General features: G+C 55.5%; 20 protein-coding genes and 1 tRNA gene. 13 read left to right on the top strand and 8 right to left on the bottom strand.

Annotation, left to right across the window (positions count from 1 at the left end):
* Positions 1 to 100 precede the first annotated feature (100 nt).
* Positions 101 to 778, top strand: coding sequence for a PAS domain-containing protein (locus GOW92_RS01300; RefSeq protein WP_254452869.1), 678 nt, complete (start codon positions 101 to 103; stop codon positions 776 to 778).
* Positions 779 to 838: 60 nt separating this feature from the next.
* On the opposite strand, the gene GOW92_RS01295 is transcribed toward GOW92_RS01300, so the two are convergent.
* Positions 839 to 2,209 (bottom strand): class II 3-deoxy-7-phosphoheptulonate synthase, encoded by a 1,371-nt coding sequence (locus GOW92_RS01295; RefSeq protein WP_170557300.1) that lies wholly within the window; start codon positions 2,207 to 2,209, stop codon positions 839 to 841.
* A gap of 169 nt (positions 2,210 to 2,378) precedes the next feature.
* Between GOW92_RS01295 and GOW92_RS01290 the strand changes: the two genes are divergently transcribed.
* A complete protein-coding gene (locus tag GOW92_RS01290) occupies positions 2,379 to 3,383 on the top strand; it encodes a GlxA family transcriptional regulator (protein ID WP_170557299.1) in 1,005 nt (334 codons plus the stop codon).
* 7 nt (positions 3,384 to 3,390) lie between these two features.
* On the opposite strand, the gene GOW92_RS01285 is transcribed toward GOW92_RS01290, so the two are convergent.
* Positions 3,391 to 4,485: a PQQ-dependent sugar dehydrogenase gene (locus GOW92_RS01285; protein ID WP_170557298.1), complete on the bottom strand. Its 1,095-nt coding sequence runs from the start codon at positions 4,483 to 4,485 to the stop codon at positions 3,391 to 3,393.
* Positions 4,486 to 4,638: 153 nt separating this feature from the next.
* On the opposite strand from GOW92_RS01285, the gene GOW92_RS01280 reads away from it, so the two are divergent.
* The 8 genes from GOW92_RS01280 (at position 4,639) to GOW92_RS01245 (ending at position 11,592) form a co-directional block, all read left to right on the top strand.
* Complete coding sequence (locus GOW92_RS01280) at positions 4,639 to 5,820, top strand: ABC transporter substrate-binding protein (RefSeq protein WP_170557297.1); 1,182 nt, start codon at positions 4,639 to 4,641, stop codon at positions 5,818 to 5,820.
* Positions 5,821 to 5,950: 130 nt separating this feature from the next.
* Positions 5,951 to 6,739 carry an ABC transporter ATP-binding protein gene (locus GOW92_RS01275; protein WP_170413254.1) on the top strand — a complete coding sequence of 263 codons (789 nt, stop codon included), beginning with the start codon at positions 5,951 to 5,953 and terminating at the stop codon, positions 6,737 to 6,739.
* Complete coding sequence (locus GOW92_RS01270) at positions 6,736 to 7,566, top strand: ABC transporter ATP-binding protein (protein WP_170557295.1); 831 nt, start codon at positions 6,736 to 6,738, stop codon at positions 7,564 to 7,566. The genes GOW92_RS01275 and GOW92_RS01270 overlap by 4 nt, the downstream gene beginning before the upstream one ends.
* A 250-nt stretch (positions 7,567 to 7,816) precedes the next feature.
* Positions 7,817 to 8,140 carry a hypothetical protein gene (locus GOW92_RS01265; RefSeq protein ID WP_170557293.1) on the top strand — a complete coding sequence of 108 codons (324 nt, stop codon included), beginning with the start codon at positions 7,817 to 7,819 and terminating at the stop codon, positions 8,138 to 8,140.
* A gap of 223 nt (positions 8,141 to 8,363) precedes the next feature.
* On the top strand, positions 8,364 to 8,717 hold the full coding sequence (locus tag GOW92_RS01260; protein WP_170557291.1) for a hypothetical protein: 354 nt from the start codon (positions 8,364 to 8,366) through the stop codon (positions 8,715 to 8,717).
* Between the two features lie 116 nt (positions 8,718 to 8,833).
* Complete coding sequence (locus tag GOW92_RS01255) at positions 8,834 to 9,844, top strand: branched-chain amino acid ABC transporter permease (RefSeq protein WP_170557289.1); 1,011 nt, start codon at positions 8,834 to 8,836, stop codon at positions 9,842 to 9,844.
* A complete protein-coding gene (locus GOW92_RS01250) occupies positions 9,841 to 11,154 on the top strand; it encodes a branched-chain amino acid ABC transporter permease (RefSeq protein WP_170557287.1) in 1,314 nt (437 codons plus the stop codon). The genes GOW92_RS01255 and GOW92_RS01250 overlap by 4 nt, the downstream gene beginning before the upstream one ends.
* 186 nt (positions 11,155 to 11,340) lie before the next feature.
* Positions 11,341 to 11,592, top strand: a complete 252-nt coding sequence (locus tag GOW92_RS01245; protein WP_170557285.1) for a hypothetical protein — start codon at positions 11,341 to 11,343, stop codon at positions 11,590 to 11,592.
* A gap of 44 nt (positions 11,593 to 11,636) precedes the next feature.
* Here GOW92_RS01245 and GOW92_RS01240 read toward each other — a convergent pair whose 3' ends face one another.
* Positions 11,637 to 13,178, bottom strand: coding sequence for a helicase HerA-like domain-containing protein (locus tag GOW92_RS01240; RefSeq protein ID WP_170557283.1), 1,542 nt, complete (start codon positions 13,176 to 13,178; stop codon positions 11,637 to 11,639).
* 432 nt (positions 13,179 to 13,610) lie between these two features.
* Here GOW92_RS01240 and GOW92_RS01235 point away from each other — a divergent pair, with 432 nt between their 5' ends.
* Positions 13,611 to 14,219, top strand: a complete 609-nt coding sequence (locus GOW92_RS01235) for an invasion associated locus B family protein (protein ID WP_170557281.1) — start codon at positions 13,611 to 13,613, stop codon at positions 14,217 to 14,219.
* 69 nt (positions 14,220 to 14,288) lie between these two features.
* On the opposite strand, the gene GOW92_RS01230 is transcribed toward GOW92_RS01235, so the two are convergent.
* The 4 genes from GOW92_RS01230 to GOW92_RS01215 are packed head-to-tail and all read right to left on the bottom strand — an operon-like array spanning position 14,289 to position 18,529.
* Positions 14,289 to 15,497, bottom strand: a complete 1,209-nt coding sequence (locus GOW92_RS01230; RefSeq protein ID WP_170557279.1) for a beta-ketoacyl-[acyl-carrier-protein] synthase family protein — start codon at positions 15,495 to 15,497, stop codon at positions 14,289 to 14,291.
* A gap of 9 nt (positions 15,498 to 15,506) precedes the next feature.
* Positions 15,507 to 15,764 carry an acyl carrier protein gene (locus GOW92_RS01225; RefSeq protein WP_170557277.1) on the bottom strand — a complete coding sequence of 86 codons (258 nt, stop codon included), beginning with the start codon at positions 15,762 to 15,764 and terminating at the stop codon, positions 15,507 to 15,509.
* 32 nt (positions 15,765 to 15,796) lie between these two features.
* Positions 15,797 to 16,888, bottom strand: a complete 1,092-nt coding sequence (lpxD, locus tag GOW92_RS01220) for a UDP-3-O-(3-hydroxymyristoyl)glucosamine N-acyltransferase (protein ID WP_170557276.1) — start codon at positions 16,886 to 16,888, stop codon at positions 15,797 to 15,799.
* Between the two features lie 36 nt (positions 16,889 to 16,924).
* Positions 16,925 to 18,529, bottom strand: coding sequence for a L,D-transpeptidase family protein (locus tag GOW92_RS01215; RefSeq protein ID WP_170557275.1), 1,605 nt, complete (start codon positions 18,527 to 18,529; stop codon positions 16,925 to 16,927).
* A 354-nt stretch (positions 18,530 to 18,883) separates the two neighbouring features.
* On the opposite strand from GOW92_RS01215, the gene GOW92_RS01210 reads away from it, so the two are divergent.
* Together GOW92_RS01210 and GOW92_RS01205 are read left to right on the top strand one after the other, a co-directional pair.
* Positions 18,884 to 19,453 (top strand): YcbK family protein, encoded by a 570-nt coding sequence (locus GOW92_RS01210; RefSeq protein WP_170557274.1) that lies wholly within the window; start codon positions 18,884 to 18,886, stop codon positions 19,451 to 19,453.
* A gap of 278 nt (positions 19,454 to 19,731) precedes the next feature.
* On the top strand, positions 19,732 to 19,908 hold the full coding sequence (locus tag GOW92_RS01205) for a hypothetical protein (RefSeq protein ID WP_170557273.1): 177 nt from the start codon (positions 19,732 to 19,734) through the stop codon (positions 19,906 to 19,908).
* A gap of 109 nt (positions 19,909 to 20,017) precedes the next feature.
* Here GOW92_RS01205 and GOW92_RS01200 read toward each other — a convergent pair.
* Positions 20,018 to 20,094, bottom strand: a tRNA-Arg gene (locus tag GOW92_RS01200).
* Between the last annotated feature and the right edge of the window lie 59 nt (positions 20,095 to 20,153).

Raw genomic sequence — 20,153 nt, 5'->3', positions numbered from 1 at the left:
AACCCGCGTCAATCTAACACTTGCGAATGCTGGTCTCGTACAGAGGTCCCCGGTCGTTCGCATTTTAGGAAAATGACGGTCGATAGACGCCAGGGTGACAATGATGAAAACCTTTTTCGGGAACGGTTTCGGGGCAAGTTTTGGAAAGATCGTCGCTATGGATCGTTTTGACAGCGGGCGCAGCCTTTCGCCCATCCGCCAGGCCGAGGCGTATTGGACCGCACTTCTGACGAGTGACGGCGTTCCCATGCGATCGCAAATCGACCCGCGCGGACTTGAGAACATTCTGGAATACACTTTCATTCTAGAACGTATCGCCCCCGGTTTGACCCGGTTCCGTCTGGCTGGCAGCCATTTGAATTCGCTGGCCGGAATGGAAGTGCGCGGCATGCCGCTGACATCCTTTTTTGAACCGGGCACACGGGAAAAGATCAAGACTGTTTCAGAACAGGTATTTGCGCAACCTGCGATATCCAATCTGAATTTGGAATCTTCGGGCCGGTTGGGCCGTGTTCAACTACAGGCCCGCATGATTCTGTTACCTCTAAAAAGCGATCTGGGTGATGTCAGCCGCATTTTGGGAGTATTGGTCAGCGACGGTGCAATCGGGGCGGCACCCAGGCGGTTTACGATTTCGGAAAACAATATGCGTCCGGTTGCGGATATTCAGATTCGCCAACGACAGCCGCAGCCGCTTCAGGCTAGTTTTGCCGAAGATCAGCACAGTTTTGATCCTCCTGGCTCACATCTGCGGTTGGTTGTGTCGCGCGATGAATAAACCGACAAGAAAAAAAGGCGGGCCATTTCAGCCCGCCTTTGCGTTCTTCTGAAGCGACTCTTAGCTGGCCGCTCGCTTGCTGCCATTGCGACGCAGGTTTGTCAGCTCTTCGGCCACCAAGAAGGCCAGTTCCAGCGACTGCGATGCGTTCAAGCGCGGATCGCATGCGGTGTGGTAGCGATCAGACAAGTCTTCTTCGGTCACAGCCCGCACGCCACCCGTACATTCGGTAACGTCCAAACCAGTCATTTCGAAATGCACACCACCGGGGATAGTGCCTTCGGCTTGATGGACGCCAAAGAAGTCGCGAACTTCGCGCAGGACAGAGTCGAACGGACGGGTCTTGTACCCGGTTGCCGACTTGATCGTGTTGCCGTGCATCGGATCGCAGACCCAAGTGACTTTGGCACCCTCTTCCTTCACGGCTTTGATCAAACGCGGCAGGTGTTCGCCTGCTTTGCCGGCACCGAAACGGGCAATCAGGGTCAGACGACCTTCTTCGTTCTCCGGGTTCAGCTTGGCCATCAGAACCTTGAGGTCCTCAGCGGTTGTGGTCGGGCCACACTTCAGACCAATCGGGTTCAAGACACCGCTGCAGAATTCCACATGTGCACCATCTGGCTGACGTGTACGGTCGCCGATCCAGATCATGTGACCGGATCCTGCAAGCCAATTCCCGGATGTCGAATCAAGACGGGTCAGCGCCTCTTCATATTCCAGCAGCAGGCCTTCATGGCTGGTATAGAACTCGACCGATGAGAATTCATGCGTGGTATCCGCGGTGATGCCAGCGGCCCCCATGAAATCAATGGAGTCCTGAATGCGATCAGCAATTTCAGAATACTTCTGAACATCCTGCCCATCGGCGAAGCCCAAGGTCCAGGAATGCACGTGACTCATATCCGCGAAACCGCCCGTCGAAAAGGCGCGCAGCAGATTCAGAGTCGCGGCAGCCTGCGTGTAAGCCTGCAGCATCTTGCTTGGATTCGGGATGCGTGCTTCGGGCGTGAAGGCCAGTTCATTGATAATGTCACCGCGGTAGCTGGGCAGCTCAACACCGTCCAGAACCTCGGTCGGCGCACTGCGCGGCTTGGCAAACTGACCCGCCATGCGGCCCACTTTGACCACAGGCACCTTGGCGCCATAGGTCAGCACCATTGCCATCTGCAGCATCACCTTGAAAGTGTCGCGAATTGCATCCGCACTGAATTGCTCAAAGCTCTCAGCACAATCCCCGCCCTGCAACAGGAAAGCCTCGCCGCGACCGGCGGCACCCAGATGTTGTTTCAGGCGCCGTGCCTCGCCAGCAAAGACCAGCGGGGGATACTGAGAAAGCTGAGCCTCGACTTTGGCCAGCGCGGCCGCGTCGGTATAGTCTGGCATCTGAACCCGGGGCTTGTTGCGCCAGTTCGTTTTTTGCCATTCGGTCATAGCTTTGATCTCCGCTGAAGTAGTCAGGTCGTCTCTATACAAAATGCATTGAAGAGTGACCATATACGATTTGCGCCTCTTGACGGGGGAAACAAGCTTTGATCATGGTGGCTGGCAACAACGACGCCGGACGCCACGTAACACGGCGCCGAATCAAGGACACCAAGCCATGCAAGAGCAACGCCAAGTTGTCACAGTGGAAGGCGCTGAGGCCAATCCTCGCCATTTTGTATTTGTCCTGTTGGACAAGTTTTCTCTGTTGTCCTTTGCCTCGGCGCTGGACAGCCTGCGGATCGCCAATCGCATGGGCGACAGGGAGCTTTATTCCTGGACACTGGCCGGTGAAGGCGGCGACACGGTCAGTTGTTCAGCTGGTACTACGTTCAAGCTGGATTCCGACCTGAACGAGTTGCAGCGAGATGATGTGGTTCTGATCTGCGGTGGCGTTGACGTTCAACTAGCGACGACCAAAAAGGTACTGAACTGGGTCCGCCGCGAGGCTCGGCGCGGCCTTCGGATCGGTGGTCTGTGCACGGCAGCCTATACGTTGGCCAAAGCCGGATTGTTGGACGGCAAGCGCGCAACGATCCACTGGGAGAATTCGGACAGTTTCATTGAAGAATTCGACGAGGTCGAGCTTACCAAATCCGTGTTTCAGATCGACGGAAACAGGATGACAACCGCGGGCGGCACGTCCTCGATCGACTTGATGCTTAAAATCATCGCAGACGACTATGGTGAAGATCTGGCGAATGCCGTGGCGGATCAGATGATCTATTCTTCGATCCGCACCGATCAGGACACCCAGCGCCTGTCGACCCCGACCCGGATCGGCGTGCGCCACCCCAAGCTGAGCCAGGTCATCCTGATGATGGAAAAGAATATCGAGGAGCCGATTTCGCCTTCGATTCTTGCAAAAGACGTGGGCATGTCCACACGACAGTTGGAACGCCTTTTCCGCCGCTATCTTAGCCGCTCACCCAAACGCTACTACATGGAGTTGCGCCTACACAAAGCACGCAACTTGTTGATGCAGACGGATATGAGTGTGATCAACGTGGCTTTGGCTTGCGGGTTTGCCTCACCCAGCCATTTCTCAAAATGCTACCGTGCGCACTACAACACCACGCCCTATCGCGAGCGTGGTGCACAAAGCGGTCGGCTTTCCGTCTGATCTGCGCCTATCCGGGGGTCATTCGATAGATGGCCCCCTGTCCCACAGAGATGAACCAGATCGACCCGTCGTCGGCTTCGACTATGTCGCGCACACGTTCGGTTTCAGGACCCTTTATCTGCTCGACCTCGCGCAGCGGTGATCCTTCAAGGCGTGAGATGTAGTCGAATTTAAGTGACCCAACGAAGATATCGCCTCGCCACTCCGGCCACAGCTTGCCGGAATAGACCAACAAGCCCGAAGGCGCGATGGACGGGTCCCAGTAGTGTTCTGGCTGTTCCATACCGGGTTTCGATGTTCCCTCACCGATCTTTTGGCCCGAATAATGGACGCCATAGGAAATCACCGGCCAGCCATAATTGCGCCCCGGACGGATCAGGTTCACCTCATCCCCGCCCTGCGCACCATGTTCCGATATCCACAGTCGCCCGCTCAGGTCCAATCCCGCGCCTTGTGGGTTCCGATGGCCAAATGACCAGATCTCAGGCCGAATTCCGTCTTGCCCGACAAATGGGTTATCGGCGGGCACGGTGCCATCGCGATTGATGCGAATGACAGTTCCCATATGGTTTGACCGGTCCTGCGCCGTTGGACGGTCGCCACGATCACCTATCGTTACAAACAGCGTTCCGTCCTGCGCCTCGACCACACGGGAACCGAAATGCCGACCGGTGGAACCTCCGGGAACCGCTTCGAAGATGACCCGCACATTGTCTAACCGGCTCCCGTTTTCAGACAGGCGAGCCACAGCAACTGCAGTTCCGGCACCGCTGCTTTGGGGTTTGGAGAAGGTCAGAAACACTTCTCGGGTCTGCGCAAAATCCCGGGCCACGGTGATATCCAGTAACCCGCCCTGCCCGTTTGCTGACACCTTGGGAACACCGGCAACACGTTTTGCCTTGCCTTCCGAGACGAACAAAAGCTCTCCGTCACGTTCCGTGACTAAAATACTTCCGCCGGGCACAAGACCGATCGCCCAAGGCGCATCCAGCCCCGTGACCACGGGCGTGACTTGTACGTTCCCGGCTGAAGTCTGCAGGGTATCGGCGCTGGCGGGCCCAGCAAAAACCGACAGGACCAGAATCGCGAATGCCCTAAACATGAGAATCTCCACCTTTGGAAAACCGAGACAAGTTCATCAAAACAAATAGGTTTATTCCTGGCAAAAACACATTTGCGTTAGGACTTTTCTTTTCCAGACAGCTTGCCTAGGGTCGTGCGCAGAACGAAAACGTTCCAATTAGGGAGTAACCATATGAAAAAGCTGCTTACAGCAACTGCAGCATCCGCCCTTCTGGCTGGCCCCGCACTGGCCGAAGACGTCACTCTGGGCGTTCTGTTTGGGTTCACCGGTCCGATTGAATCTTTGGCACCTGCCATGGGTTCGGGTGCCGAACTGGCGATGGCCGAAGTAACCGAGTCCGGCAAACTGCTGGACGGTTCCGCCGTCACCGCATCGCGCGCGGACACCGGCTGCATCGACAACGGTCTGGCAACCTCGAACGGCGAACGCATGATCGCGGACGGCGTTGCTGGCATCATCGGCGGCGACTGCTCGGGCGTGACTGGCGCGATCCTGCAGAACGTTGCGATTCCAAACGGCATGGTCATGATCTCGCCGTCGGCGACATCGCCCGGTCTGTCGACCATGGAAGACAACGGCCTGTTCTTCCGCACCGCTCCGTCGGATGCGCGTGAAGGTGAAGTGATGGCCGACATCCTGAAGGATCGCGGCATCAACTCAATCGCCCTGACCTACACCAACAACGATTACGGCAAGGGTCTGGCAGACGCGATCCAATCCTCGTTCGAAGCAGCCGGTGGTGAAGTGACCATCGTTGCCGCGCACGAAGACGGCAAGGCTGACTATTCGGCTGAAGTTGGTGCGCTGGCATCGGCGGGTGGCGATATACTGGTTGTCGCAGGTTACCTGGATCAGGGTGGTCTGGGCATCATCCAGTCCTCGCTGGATAGCGGCGCATTCGATACGTTCGGTCTGCCGGGCGGCATGATCGGTGACTCGCTGCCCTCGAATGTTGGCCCTGATCTGAACGGCTCGTTCGGTCAGATCGCCGGGTCCGGCGGTGAAGGTGCTGAAAAGTACTTTGCCATGGCCGAGGCTGCAGGCTTTGACGGCTCATCGCCCTACTCGCCTGAATCCTATGACGCGGCGGCTCTGTTCATGCTGGCCATGCAGGCCGCAGGTTCGACCAACCCGGCCGAGTATGGCGCCAAGATCATGGACGTCGCCAACGAACCGGGTGAGAAAATCTATCCGGGTGAACTGGCCAAAGGTCTGGAACTGCTGGCCGCAGGTCAGGACATCGATTACGTCGGCGCGTCGGGCGTTGAGCTGATCGGCCCCGGTGAAAGCGCGGGTTCGTATCGCGAGATCGAAGTAACTGACGGCGAAAACAAGACCGTTAACTTCCGTTGATCCGGCGCAAAACGCCATAAAATCAAGCAGCCCGGGCCTTGTGTCCGGGCTGTTTCAATGAAAAAAGACCGCACCTCACCTTTTGGGGATGGGGAAGCAGAAACACCGACAAGGGTGGCTAGGGGAAAAGATGATCGTCGTCGAAGACGTGCACAAGCATTTCGGCGGGTTTCACGCGGTGGATGGGGCGTCGCTGGAAATCCAAAAAGGTTCGATCACGGGTCTGATCGGGCCAAACGGAGCGGGAAAAACCACTCTGTTCAACGTGATCGCGGGCGTCCTGCCGCCAACCAGCGGCAAAGTCTTCATGGACGGCGAAGAGATCACCGGCCTGCCCCCGCATGACCTGTTCCACAAGGGTCTCCTGCGGACATTTCAAATCGCGCACGAATTCTCTTCGATGTCATGCCGGGAGAACCTGATGATGGTGCCCGGCGCACAGTCCGGGGAATCGCTGTGGAACACTTGGTTCGGGCGCAAACGCATCGCAGACGAAGAGCGCGCGCTGAAAGCCAAGGCTGATGAGGTGTTGGAATTCCTGACCATCGAACACCTGGCCGACCACAAGGCGGGTCAGGTTTCGGGCGGTCAGAAGAAACTGCTGGAACTTGGCCGCACCATGATGGTCGATGCCAAGATCGTGTTTCTGGATGAGGTCGGTGCAGGTGTGAACCGCACCTTGCTGATGACCATCGCCGACACGATTCTGCGCCTCAATAAAGAACGCGGTTACACTTTCGTCGTCATCGAGCACGACATGGATTTCATTGGCAAGATCTGCGACCCGGTCATCTGTATGGCCGAGGGCAAAGTTCTGGCCGAAGGTACTCTGGACGAGATCAAGGCGAATGAGCACGTGATCGAAGCCTACCTGGGCACCGGCCTGAAGAACAAAGACAAGCTGGAGGCCGGAGCATGAGCGACAATCCCTATCAGGATGACAAGGGCAACAAGGATGCCTCAATCACCAATACCCACGGGGTTGGCACCATGACGCCTGCGCATACAAAAAGCGGCGAAACGCATAAGGTAGAGGGCGGCCCCTTTCTGATCGGCGACGCCATGACTGGCGGTTACGGCAAAGGGCCGGACATCCTGCACGATTGCACCATCGCCGTCGACAAGGGTGAGATTGCAGTCATCGTTGGCCCCAATGGCGCTGGTAAATCAACAGCGATGAAAGCTGTCTTTGGTATGCTGGATGTCCGTTCCGGCGCGGTGCGGCTGGATGGAGAGGATATCACCAACCTCACCCCGCAGGACCGCGTAATCCGCGGTATGGGTTTTGTGCCCCAGACCTCGAACATCTTCACGTCAATGACAGTCGAAGAAAACCTTGAGATGGGTGCCTTCATTCGACGCGACGACATCAGCCAGACGATGGAACAGGTCTATGACCTCTTCCCTATCCTACGCGACAAACGCAACCAGCCGGCCGGAGAGCTGTCGGGCGGTCAGCGTCAGCAGGTCGCCGTTGGCCGCGCGCTGATGACGCAACCCAAGGTTCTGATGCTGGACGAACCAACTGCCGGTGTCTCGCCCATCGTGATGGACGAGCTATTTGACCGGATCATCGAAGTGTCTCGCACCGGCCTGCCGATCTTGATGGTCGAACAAAACGCCCGCCAAGCGCTGGAGATCGCCGACAAGGGATATGTGCTTGTTCAGGGGCGCAATGCCTATACCGGTACGGGCAAGGAACTGTTGGCTGATCCGGAGGTTCGGAAGAGTTTCTTGGGTGGGTGAGTTGAAGGCCGTGGCAATGCGGACTGGAGTTTAAATGGAGTTCCTCAATGCCATTATGGCGCTCTCCAATGTCATCCTTGTTCCCGAAATTCTCCTACCATCCTAAGATTTCCACGCCTCGGCTGCAATCCGGTCACATTGTGCGTTTAGCGCCGGGCTTTGTGAAGGAAACGGTTTCCCGGTCAACCAAAGTTAGCTCCGTGAAATCAAGCGAACCTTCTGAATGAAAAACTCTATTCAGGACCCATAAATGAAAAAATGGATGTGTGTGGCCGTCGCCACCCTGTGCGCAACCGCTGCAACTGCGGAAGAGCGCCACTTTGTCTGCGTCTCAGACCGCGACGGCAGCGAAGTGCGCCTCAATAGGGCACCGGAAGGAGACAAGGGCAACATCGAAACTGCGAACATTTCCGGAGATGCCATGGTGCTCAAAGGCGTTGGCAACATGACGTTTGTCTATATCGAAGGCGCGGATGTCATGACCTTTGTCGTCCATTATGACGACATGTCTTATGATCTTTCAGTCAAAGGCCCGCATGCCGGTACCGATCACGGGACATGTAAAGAAGTCTAAGTGCTCTCGCATAGAACCCCGAAACAAATCGGGGCTATCGAGATTAATATCTCAAGAAATATCAAGAGGATGTGAGCACATGCTCACATCCTCTTTTTTTTTGCATGATATTGTCTAGGTCAGATGAGGGCGACACAGATAACCGCTCGCTCGTCACTCTCAACCACCCGCATTCCAGCAGAATCCCCAATATGGAAAGCGGAGCGAACCACCAAGGGACACCATGAAAAATCTGACTGCACTGACACTCGCCATTCTCGCCCCCTCATTTGGTTTGGCTGCTAGTTCCGGACCGCTAGACGGCGCTGATTTTGTCGTGACCTGCGTCTCCGACACCGATGGTGGCAGCGTTACTCTGGCCCGTTCGGGTGCCACCGACACTGGCTTCATCGTAACGGACACAATTCGGGGTGAGGCCAAGATTCTATCGGGTGTTAACTCGCTGACGTTTCTCCACATCATGGACAAGGACGTGGTCACTTTTGTCGTCGATTTCGACGACCTAAACTATGATATGACCATCAAGGGGGAGCACAGTGCAAACGACCGTGGCATTTGCGAAGACCCTGTAGGCTGACAAAGCGATAACTCTCTCACATTCCGGCCCTTTCAGACCAAAAAAGGGGGCGCAAATTGTTGTGTCTGTCATAAACGTCGTGCCATAAAGCCGCACCCGGACAGTGAGAAGAATTGATGGACTTACTAAACGCGCTTGTTGCGCTTTCGAACTTTGTGATCGTGCCTGCGGTTGCTTACGGCAGCCAGTTGGCTCTGGGGGCGCTGGGTGTCACGCTCATCTACGGAATCCTACGGTTTTCGAATTTTGCCCATGGCGATACGATGGCCTTCGGCGCGATGATTGCCGTACTTGTAACTTGGGGCCTGCAAGCCGCCGGAGTGAGCTTCGGTCCACTACCCACCGCGCTGTTGGCCCTCCCATTTGCGATCCTGGGCTGCATCGTTCTGGTTCTGATAACCGACCGGCTGGTCTATCGGTTCTACCGGGAACAAAAGGCCAAACCGGTGATCCTTGTGATCGTTTCTATGGGCGTCATGTTCATCATGAACGGGCTTGTTCGCTTTATCATCGGACCGGATGATCAAAGGTTCTCTGACGGTGCGCGCTTCATCGTCTCGGCCCGTGATTTCAAGGCAATGACCGGATTGCGCGAGGGGCTAGCGATCAAGACGTCCCAAGGCATCACCTTAGTGGTCGCTGTTGTCGCCGTGGCGCTGCTGTTCTGGTTCCTCAACAAAACCCGCACGGGCAAATCGATGCGGGCCTATTCCGACAATGAGGATCTGGCGCTTCTCTCGGGTATCAACCCCGAGCGCGTTGTCATGATCACGTGGATTATCGTGGCGGCACTGGCGACAACCGCTGGAGTTCTCTACGGTTTAGACAAGAGCTTTAAGCCTTTCGTTTACTTCCAACTTCTGCTGCCAATATTCGCATCGGCCATTGTCGGCGGGTTGGGCAATCCCCTGGGGGCCATCGCGGGCGGTTTCATCATCGCGTTTTCCGAGGTCACCATCACATATGCCTGGAAAAAAGTGCTGACTTACGTTGCGCCGGAAAGTCTGGCGCCATCAGGGTTGGTGCAATTCCTGTCCACCGATTACAAATTCGCGGTCAGCTTTGTCATCCTGCTGATCGTGCTTCTGTTCAAGCCCACGGGACTGTTTAAAGGGAAAGCGGTATGACCGAATCCGTCAAAAATTCGCTGCTTTTCGTTGTCGTTGGCGGCTTGATCCTGTTAACCGGTTTCACCCAAAGCTGGAACTCTGCGATCCTGATCCTGAACATGGGGCTGATCTCGGCCATCATGGCGATTGGGGTAAACCTGCAATGGGGGTTTGCGGGCCTCTTTAACGTTGGTGTCATGGGATTTGTCGCTTTGGGTGGTCTGGCCGTTGTGCTGGTTTCCACCCCTCCGACCCCCGGTGCGTGGTCTTCGGGTGGCTATGGAATTGTTCTGGCGCTGCTACTGGGCGCCGCCACCGTTGTCGCCGCTGTACTGGTGGCGACCCGGATGCCCAAAGGTCGGGCCCAAACACTGACGATTATCGCCATTCTCATCGTAGGGTTCTTTGTCTACCGGGCGATTTTCGATCGAAGCGTCGCGGGTGTTGAAGCGATTGATCCGGCAATTGCCGGTAACCTCGGTGGTTTGAACCTACCGGTCCTGCTAGCCTGGCCTGCGGGTGGGTTGCTGGCAGCTGGTGCGGCGTGGCTAATCGGTAAAACAGCGCTTGGATTGCGCTCGGACTATCTGGCGATTGCAACGCTGGGCATTGCCGAAATCATCATCGCAATCATGAAGAACGAAGATTGGCTGGCACGGGGCGTCAAGAATGTCTACGGCATCCCGCGCCCTGCCCCCGTGGTCGGTTACGAGGTCGAGTTGCAGAACGATCCCGGATTTATCGCGCGCGCAGATTGGTTCGGGCTGGACCCGGTCATTGCGTCGACGCTGTCGGTCAAACTGGGCTATTCGCTGCTGTTCATGATCGTGTTGCTTGTCTTGCTTTGGATGGCTCAGATGGCATTAAATAGCCCTTGGGGTCGGATGATGCGCGCCATTCGAGACAATGAGGTCGCGGCCGAAGCTATGGGCAAGGACGTCACCCGCCGGCACCTGCAGATTTTTGTGCTCGGCTCGGCCATCTGCGGAATTGCGGGGGCAATGATGACGACGCTGGACGGACAGCTAACCCCCGGAACGTATAACCCGCTGCGATTTACCTTCCTTGTCTGGGTGATGGTGATTGTCGGTGGATCGGGTAACAACTTCGGCGCTGTTCTGGGCGCGTTCCTGATCTGGTTCCTGTGGGTTCAGGTCGAACCAATGGGATTGTGGTTCATGAACCTGATTACCTCCAGCATGCCGGATGGCAGCGCACTTAAATCTCACTTGATCGACAGTGCCGCACATATGCGCTTGTTCACCATGGGACTTATCCTGCTTATTGTACTCAGGTTCAGTCCAAGGGGGCTTATCCCGGAAAAATAAGATCACAATCCATCAAACCTTGAAACCACGCCAACGGATTGGTGCGGTTTCTTGATTTTGTTGGGTATACCGACTAGACGAAGCCCAGTACCGCCTTGATCCAGCCCTCATTTTGGCCAGTATTTACGCTAAATTGACACCTGCCCCGCGATCATTCGGGAAACTTACGAGTAAAGAAGAGTGCACATGAATACTTCCTTCACTAAAATCGCCCTTGCCGTCCCGCTATTCGTCACCCTTGCGGGTTGTATCCCTTCTCCGGAAGACTTTGAAACGACTCCCGTAAAAGTGCAGACGCCAAAGGGTGAAGTCACCTGCCAGCTATATCGCCCAGATCGTGTAATCTGGGATCGGGCAACCAACTTCCCAGCGACCAAAATGTCGGTCGCAGAAGCGGATGCCTACTGCAAACAGGAAGGCCAGCGCCGACTGAAATAACAGAACGCGCCGGGCAGCAAAAAACACTGCCCGGCGCGAGACCTTTATCTTGCTTTGAACAAACCGCCCAATATGCCGCGCACAATGCGTCGGCCGGTTGTTCCCTTCAGTTCCTTAATTACAGCCTCGCTCATCGCAGTTGCGAACGTGTCCTTCTTGCGCATCGCGCGAGAAGATGACCGTCCAACCCTACTGCCGGAATAGCGTCTGGCTGTCGCGAATTCACGCTCGGCAGTGGTTTGACTTTCCAACTGCTCCTCGGCTGCAGCTGCGGCTTCTGCCGCCGTGTCAGCGCGGGCCCGCAGAATTTCAAACGCAGATTTCCGGTCTTTCAACGTCCCGTATTTCGCTTTCATAGCAGAGGCATCCATCAGCGCCTTCCGCTCGGCCTTTGTAATCGGCCCCAATTGCGATCCAGGTGGTCGGATCAAGGTGCGTTCCACGATCCCGGGCACGCCTTTCTTTTGCAACATCGAAGTGACGGCTTCACCTACGCCAACCTCGCGTATCGCCTCTTCGGTATCGAAGGCTGGGTTTTCGCGATAGGTTTCAGCCGCAAGCCGCAGGTTCTTTCGATCCCGCGCGGTAAATGCGCGCAAGGCATGTTGTACCCGGTTACCCAGCTGACCCAGAATGTCCTCGGGAACGTCTGCCGGGTTCTGCGAGATGAAATAGACACCCACCCCTTTAGACCGAATGAGGCGCGCGACCTGTTCGACCTTGTCCACCAGCACCTTTGGGGCATCGTCGAACAGCAGATGGGCCTCATCGAAGAAGAACACCAATTTGGGTTTGTCCGGGTCTCCAACTTCTGGCAGTTCCTCGAACAATTCGCTCAGCAACCACAGCAGGAAGGTTGCATAAAGACGCGGAGATCCCATGAGCTTGTCAGCGGCAAGGATATTCACGACGCCCTGACCATTCTCATCAACGCGCATCAGATCGGCGAGTTCCAGTGCAGGTTCCCCAAACAATTTGGTGCCGCCCTGGTTTTCCAGCACCAAAAGGCGGCGTTGAATGGCCCCGATCGAAGAGGTTGAGACGTTACCGTATCGTAAAGACAACTGCGCCCGGTTTTCCCCAATCCAGACAAGCAGGGACTGAAGATCTTTTAGGTCCAACAGTGGCAGCCCTTCTTCGTCCGCCACCCGAAACGCGATGTTTAGAATACCCTCTTGCGCTTCGCTTAGATCCATCAGACGCGACAGCAGCAGCGGCCCCATCTCGGTCACAGTTGTACGAACTGGATGCCCCTGCTGACCGAACAAATCCCAGAAGGTGACCGGGCAAGCGCTGTACGTATAGTCGGCAAAACCAATCCGCTGGGCACGATCCTGAAATGCCTGGTGTAGCTTGTGGCTTTCACTGCCCGCCTTTGCCAGACCAGACAGATCCCCTTTGACGTCAGACAGGAAGACCGGAACACCAGCCTGGGAAAACCCCTCGGCCAGAATTTGCAGCGTCACGGTTTTACCCGTTCCGGTCGCCCCTGCGATCATGCCGTGGCGGTTTGCATATTTCAGCGTCAATGACTGCGGTTGGCCATAGTCGTTGCCGCCACCGCCCAAGAATATGTTTTCGTCCATGAATGTAAGGCCTTGTTTCAACCGATCTGCGGCCAGCATACAAAGTTAACCTTTACCTGCGAAAGTCTTATTGCTGCCTTCGTGGTTCAGGTTACGAGGCGGCATATTTCCTCCCTGTCGACTGGCCGCGCCCTCGGGCGCGGTTTTTTTCACAAATCATGGCCATTACATTAAAAATTCAGGTTAGCAGTTGACCGAAGCCCCTGCCTTTCGTAACGTCTGCGCATAACTAAGTCGGCCAGTCCGACGGGGAGAAAATTATATCGAAGGGAGCCGCTCCACCGGCTCCCTTTGTCATTTTAGCCGTCTCACCTTATTCCCTTGATCCGGCGAAAAACCGTTCACAACTTGAATTGGCCCACGTTTGCCCCTGACAGTGTCGGGCAAGGGTGATAGACGAATGAAAAAGTCCAACACATTACCGAGGCATTTATGATCAAGAACACCGTATCCGTCAGCCTGATGACCGCCGCCTTGTGGTGCGGGGCCGCGTACGCACAGGAAGCTACACAGGAAACCGAACAACAGCCCGCGACCTCGCAGACCGAAGCCGGCAGCGACCTGGACCTGGGTGAAACTGGCCCGCGTCTCGGCGAGCAATACGTCAAGGAAGAAAAACGCGATTGGGCGATCCTTTGTATCAAGACTGATAACGACGAAGACCCCTGCGCGATGCGTCAAATCCTGACCGGCGAGCAGGGCCAGCCCATCGCCGAAATCACCCTTGAAAAGCTGCCAGAAGGTGCTGCCGCAGTTGCAGGCGCAACTGTGGTCGTCCCGCTGGAAACTATGCTGCAGGCGCAGCTGGCCCTTTCGATCGACGGTGCGCCGGGTAAGCGATATGACTACCACCATTGCAATCCAGTTGGCTGCCTCGCGCAGTTGGGCTTTACCCAAGGCGATGTAGACGCAATGAAAGTCGGAACCAAAGCAACGCTTTCACTTGTCTCGGTTCTAGCTCCGAACCAACTACTACAACTGGAAGTATCGCTCTCGGGCTTCACCGCCGGCTTTGAAGGCCTGAAAGTCTTACAGAACTGACTATTAAGCCAAACAAATAAAGAACGCCGCTGGTGATAACCGGCGGCGTTTTTGATTTGTGGCCCTTGTTTAAATGCGTTTCAGGGCAAGAACAGCATTTAACCCACCAAAGGCAAACGCGTTGCTCAGCGCTACGTCCACCTTTGCTTCGCGGGCTTCGTTCGGGACAACATCCAGCGCACATTCGGGGTCGGGTTCTTCATATCCGATGGTTGGAGCGATCACGCCGTCCCGAAGCGCCATTATGCAGGCCAACATCTCGACAGCGCCGGTGCCGCCGATCAAGTGGCCATGCATCGACTTAGTCGACGAGATCATCAGCTCGTCTGCATGAGGGCCAAAAACATCAGCTACGGCGGCGCATTCGGTCTTGTCATTGGCCGCAGTCCCAGTGCCATGTGCGTTGATATATCCGACACTGTCCGCGTTTAAACGTGCATCCGCCAGCGCTCCTGACATGGCACGCGCCGCGCCTTGTTTGCTTGGCATGACGATATCAGAGGCATCTGAAGACATCGCAAAACCGACAACCTCACACAAGATATCGGCCCCGCGCGCATGGGCATGTTCGTATTCTTCGAACACAAAGACCCCTGCGCCTTCACCCTGCACCATGCCGTTGCGATTCGCGCTGAACGGGCGGCATGCGTCCTTGGACATAACCCGCAGCCCTTCCCAGGCTTTAACCCCCCCAAAGCACAACATCGATTCCGACCCACCGGTCAGCATCGCCGGAGCTGCGCCACTGCGCACCATCTGAAACGCCAGCGCCATCGCGTGGTTGGATGAGGCACAGGCCGTCGATACCGTAAAGCTGGGGCCCTTCAGGTTATGTTCCATCGAAACGTGGCTTGCTGCAGCGTTGTTCATCAATTTAGGAACAACAAACGGGTGTACCCGGTTTTTACCATCCTCATAAACGGAACGGTAATTGTCATCCCAAGTCGAAACGCCGCCGCCAGCCGTACCCAGAACAACGCCGGAACGGGCGGCAAGATCACCGTGAAACTCGATCCCGGATTGATCGATCGCCTCTTTCGCAGCCGTCAAAGTGAATTGGGTAAACCGGTCATACAAAGTCATTTGCTGGCGGTTAAAGCGACCCTCGGCTTCGAACCCGCGGACCTGACCACCTATCTGGATTGCAAGTCTTTCCACATCTCGAAATTCGAGGGCAGAAATTCCGCAGCGCCCTTCTCGCATTGCCTCTAACGTGTCGGGCACCGAATGGCCCAACGAATTGATTGTACCGGCCCCGGTGATAACGACTCGTTTCATAGGATTACGTCAGACCTTTTCCGACACCAGCTTTTCGATACCGGTGATGATGGCCGCAACATTGGAGATATCAAAGTCGCTGGCCGTCGGCTCATTGGCATTGAACGGAATCGAAATATCGAACTCTTCCTCAATGGCGAAAATACTTTCGACCAGACCAAGGCTATCGATGCCAAGATCTTCGAGCGTGCTTTCGGGTGTCACATCCGACGGCTCCAGCACGGCCTGCTCTGCAATGATTGCGATGACGCGGTCGCTGATGCTCATGTCGATCCTCTGATTATTATCTTGAGGTTGATTTAATCACTTGGAGGCTGTTTGGAAACAGCCTTTTTCAACGCCTCAACGTCACGTGCCAATCGAGGCAGACGGCGTTGTGCTTTGTAAATCTCTGTATGCGTTTCCATTTTTATTCCCGGATAACCCATAATCACACGGCCTTTGGGCACGTTGGACAGAATTTTTGTGCCTCCGCCGGCAATCACTCCATCTCCGATAAAGATGTTGTCTACTACTCCGGTCTGACCACCCAGCACAACGTTATTGCCGATCTCAACCGATCCGGACACTCCGGTTTGTCCGCACAGCAGGCAATCCCGCCCGACGCGTGTGTTGTGCCCAACGTGAACCAAGTTATCTAGCTTTGAGCCGTCGCCGATGCGTGTATTCCTGATGGTCCCATTGTCGACGGTGCAATTTGCACCAACTTCGACATCGTCGCCAATCTCAACGGCACCCAGAGAATGAATACGCATCCAACTTTGGGCGCGAAGTTCGCCCTGATCACCCATAGTCTTGCGCGCGTTTTCTGCACCAGACACTTCGGGTGTCACAAAGCTGAACCCATCACCGCCGATACGTGCACCGGGTTGCGCGATGAAACGATTACCGATTTGTGCGCGGGCGCCGATACTGACCATTTCGCGCAGCACTGCATCGTCACCTAGAACTGCATCCATCCCGATCACGCAATGGGGCCCTATGACCACGCCTCTACCAATGCGCACGCGTGCGCCAATGACTGCGAGGGGACCGATCGAGGCATTTTCGCCAATCTCGGCCGTCGGATCGATGACAGCCGACGGGTGAATGCCATGTTCGACCCCCTGCCCGCGATCCAGCATCGCCGTGATCCCAGCCATCGCCATGCGTGGGCGCGGCACGAAAATCGCGGCTTTAAGCCCTAAGGCTTGCCAATCCGCACCCTCCCACAGAACAGCAGCACGTGCTGCTCCCGTGCTGAGCGCCTCTGCGTATTTCGGCGACATTGCCATTGCCAAATCAGACGGTCCGGCATCAGCCGGCTCTGCAGCACGCTCAATGGCGACGCTAAGATCGCCCTGACTTTCCGCGCCCAAGGCTTCGGCGATTTGCTGAATTGTGTACTGCATGACGGGCTTCCCGGATTAAGGACCTGCCCCCGGTGATTACCCTTGAACGTCCGGCAGGGCCACCCCTGCTTTCTGCAAGGCCTCCCAGATTTTCCGATCCCGGTCATAGACATCGCGGCGATACTGGACTTCACCTTTCGGGCCAATATAGGCCGTACGATATATCAGGTGCACCGGAACATGCTGTTCAAGCTGAACAGTTGTTTCTTTTCCTGTCGCCAGTATCCGCTGGAAGAACGCCTTTGGGTTTTCTTCCTGCTTGGCCAAAAGCGCATAGGCGAACTCAAAAGGTTGCGCCAGGCGAATGCATCCATGCGAGAAAGCCCTCGACTCACGCGCAAACAGAGATTTCTGAGGCGTATCATGCAGATAGATGTTGTGCTTGTTGGGGAACATGAACTTCACCAACCCCAGCGCGTTGCTTTTGCTGGGGGGTTGGCGCATTGCAAACGGGAAGTTCTTTGTATTGAATTGAGTGAAGTCAACGGCGCCCCGGTTCACAAGTCGACCACTGCGATCGGTGATCTGAATATGACCTACCGCATTCGGGTTTGACTGCAGTTTTGGCAGATATTCCTTGGTAATGATCGAGCGCGGCACATACCAACTTGGGTTAATGACCATATGCTCCATCTCGTCCGAGAATTCGGGGCTTCGGCGGTCATGCACGTTCTTGCCAATAACGGCACGGGTTTCAAAGGTAACGCGTCCATCGTCTACGATCTTCGCTGAAAAGTCCGCCTGGTTTACCAGAATATGACGCTCGCCCCGTTCGCGCGGCAGCCAGCGCTCGCGTTCGAGCGCAACATATACAGACTTTAAACGCTCGGACGCAGTGCGATTAAGCTCGGCGATGGTGCCCTGACCAGCGACACCGTCGGGGGCAAGGCCATGCGAATGTTGAAAATCCTTGACGGCAGCAAGCATCGCATCATCGAATTCGGGGCTGGCCGTTGGTTTTAGATACCCCATTGCAATCAGACGGTTACGCAGCTTGATTACATTGGCTCCGGTATCTCCGTATTCCAACTTATCCGCTGGCACGCCAGCGCCCCAACCACCTTGGTTGACCAAAGCTTCCAACGCGATTTTCTGCTTCATCAATGCACGGTATTGAGTGGACTGCGGTGCTAGCTGATCGAAATATGCGTCACCTTCTGAGGCAAGCAGCCCCTCCAAATGATCGTTGGCAGACTTGCGCGAGACTTTACGGACCAGCCCATCGTCAATCTGCGCCGGGCGCAAAGCACCCGAGTATAGATCGTTTGCGTAGCTGACAAATGCCTTGCTGAGCGCGATTTCGACGGCACCCAAATCCCGCAGCGATGTGGCGTCCTGCATTTGTGAAAGGATAGACTGAACGTCATAGGCCCCTTCGGGCAGGCCATGCAAGTTTGTGGAAGACAGTGCTCTGATCAACCTTGTCCGGCGCGCTTCATGTTCGGGCGTGTCGCCGACCCATATCGGGGCAAACGCGTTGGTCCGGTAAAATTCGGCAAGACCCGACCCAACGGGCGCAAACTCGGCAACAGCCATTTGAAATGCTGTTCCGGGCGCCGACTGAGCGCCTGCCAAAGAGGCTGACGCCGAGATGCAAGCGGCGAAGAAAAGACTTTTAGGCAACCGATAAAGTGCTCGCATGGGATGACCTTAGTTATTCAATACTTTGCGCGTTCTGAGGCGCGTTCCGGACGAATATGGTTTTCGGCTGGACGTTTTGTCCATTCACAAATACATCAATTCGACGCATCCATTCGTGCCTGATGCGCGTTTGCATCGGCTGCGTTGCGCCAATGCCTAATTGCCTCAATATTATACCAAATTGCATCACCTGCGCAAAAAACTGCCGAAAATTCCCCCTTGAAAAGATGAATGTGAAAGATTTCTTGGCTGGCCTTTCTGACTGTGTCATAAATCCCGCATCTGGGATGGGAAAAAATTAATACCGCGCGCGTAACATCGTGTGCAGGCAGGAACAGTACGGGACGAAACCAAATGACCACGAGCAGTACATCGGGCTTGACCCGGCGTGCCCTATTGGGCGCATTTGCGGCAACCGCAGTCGTAGCAGCACCGACCTATTCCAACGCAGCAGGATTTTTACGCGGCAGCGGTGATATCCGTCGCATTCGTATGTATTCAGGCCGCACAGGCGAACGGCTTGATATGATATATTGGGTCGATGGAAAGTACATCAAGGACGCTGTCAAAGAAGTGAACCACTTCATGCGCGACTGGCGCACTGACCAGTCAAAGTCCATGGACCTGCGAACCATCGACATCATGGCAGCCTCTCACAACCTGCTGGACGTGAACGAACCCTACACGCTTTTGTCCGGCTACCGTTCTCCCCAAACCAATGCAATGTTGCGGTCGCGCTCGCGCCGTGTGGCCAAGAACTCGCTGCATATGAAAGGCCAGGCTGCTGACTTGCGCCTGTCCTCGCGTTCCGTTTCTCAGATGGCCAAAGCGGCCATTTCCTGCCGTGCTGGTGGTGTCGGTAAGTACCACCGTTCGAACTTCGTCCACATGGATTGCGGAGAAGTTCGCAGCTGGGGCGGCTAAAGCACACCCAACTGTTTTTCAACGACGAGCGCCCTTGGGCGCTCTTTGTTTTTGGACGTCAGCGGTAAGCGCTTTTCTCGAAAATGGGATCACGAAACGCCGTGCGTTAAGTCCGGCCATTGCTCCAAGACGTGGCTTCCTGCGGGTCCAAAACCCCATCTTCCGTGAACCAGCGCCCAACTCTCATCCATTTATTTTAAAATGATAAAAATCTCCGCGATTTATGAAGAGCTTTTTTACATGAAAGGAGTCATATTGCGGCAATAGGGAAAAGTGTAATGATCTCAATTGTCGCTAACATAATAGCTTTGTTCCTGCTGGTTGCCGCGCTTTATCTGGCTTACTACGCAGGTTCGTTTCAGCACGAACTCAAGGATACCGATAGGTTGCCACCCGTGGTTTTGTTTTCCATAGTGGTGGCATTTGCGGCATATCTGTTGTTGGTGCTTGTATAAGTACTTTCGTCAGCGACCTGAGGTCTATTCAGGTTTCTTCATCGTCGCAAAAACGCCGTCGGAAAAGGTATAATCCCTGAAGGGTGCCCGAACCAAAACTGTTTAGAAATGGCGCACCTGAGAGGATTCGAACCTCTGGCCTCTGCCTTCGGAGGGCAGCGCTCTATCCAGCTGAGCTACAGGTGCCTGAGCTGTTAGCTAACCTTGTTCCGATCCGGGCGCAACTGCAAATCCACCCGGAACGG

Source organism: Ruegeria atlantica, assembly GCF_013032505.1.
Classification (GTDB): domain Bacteria; phylum Pseudomonadota; class Alphaproteobacteria; order Rhodobacterales; family Rhodobacteraceae; genus Ruegeria; species Ruegeria atlantica_F.
This window is presented reverse-complemented; position numbering and strand designations above follow the sequence as displayed.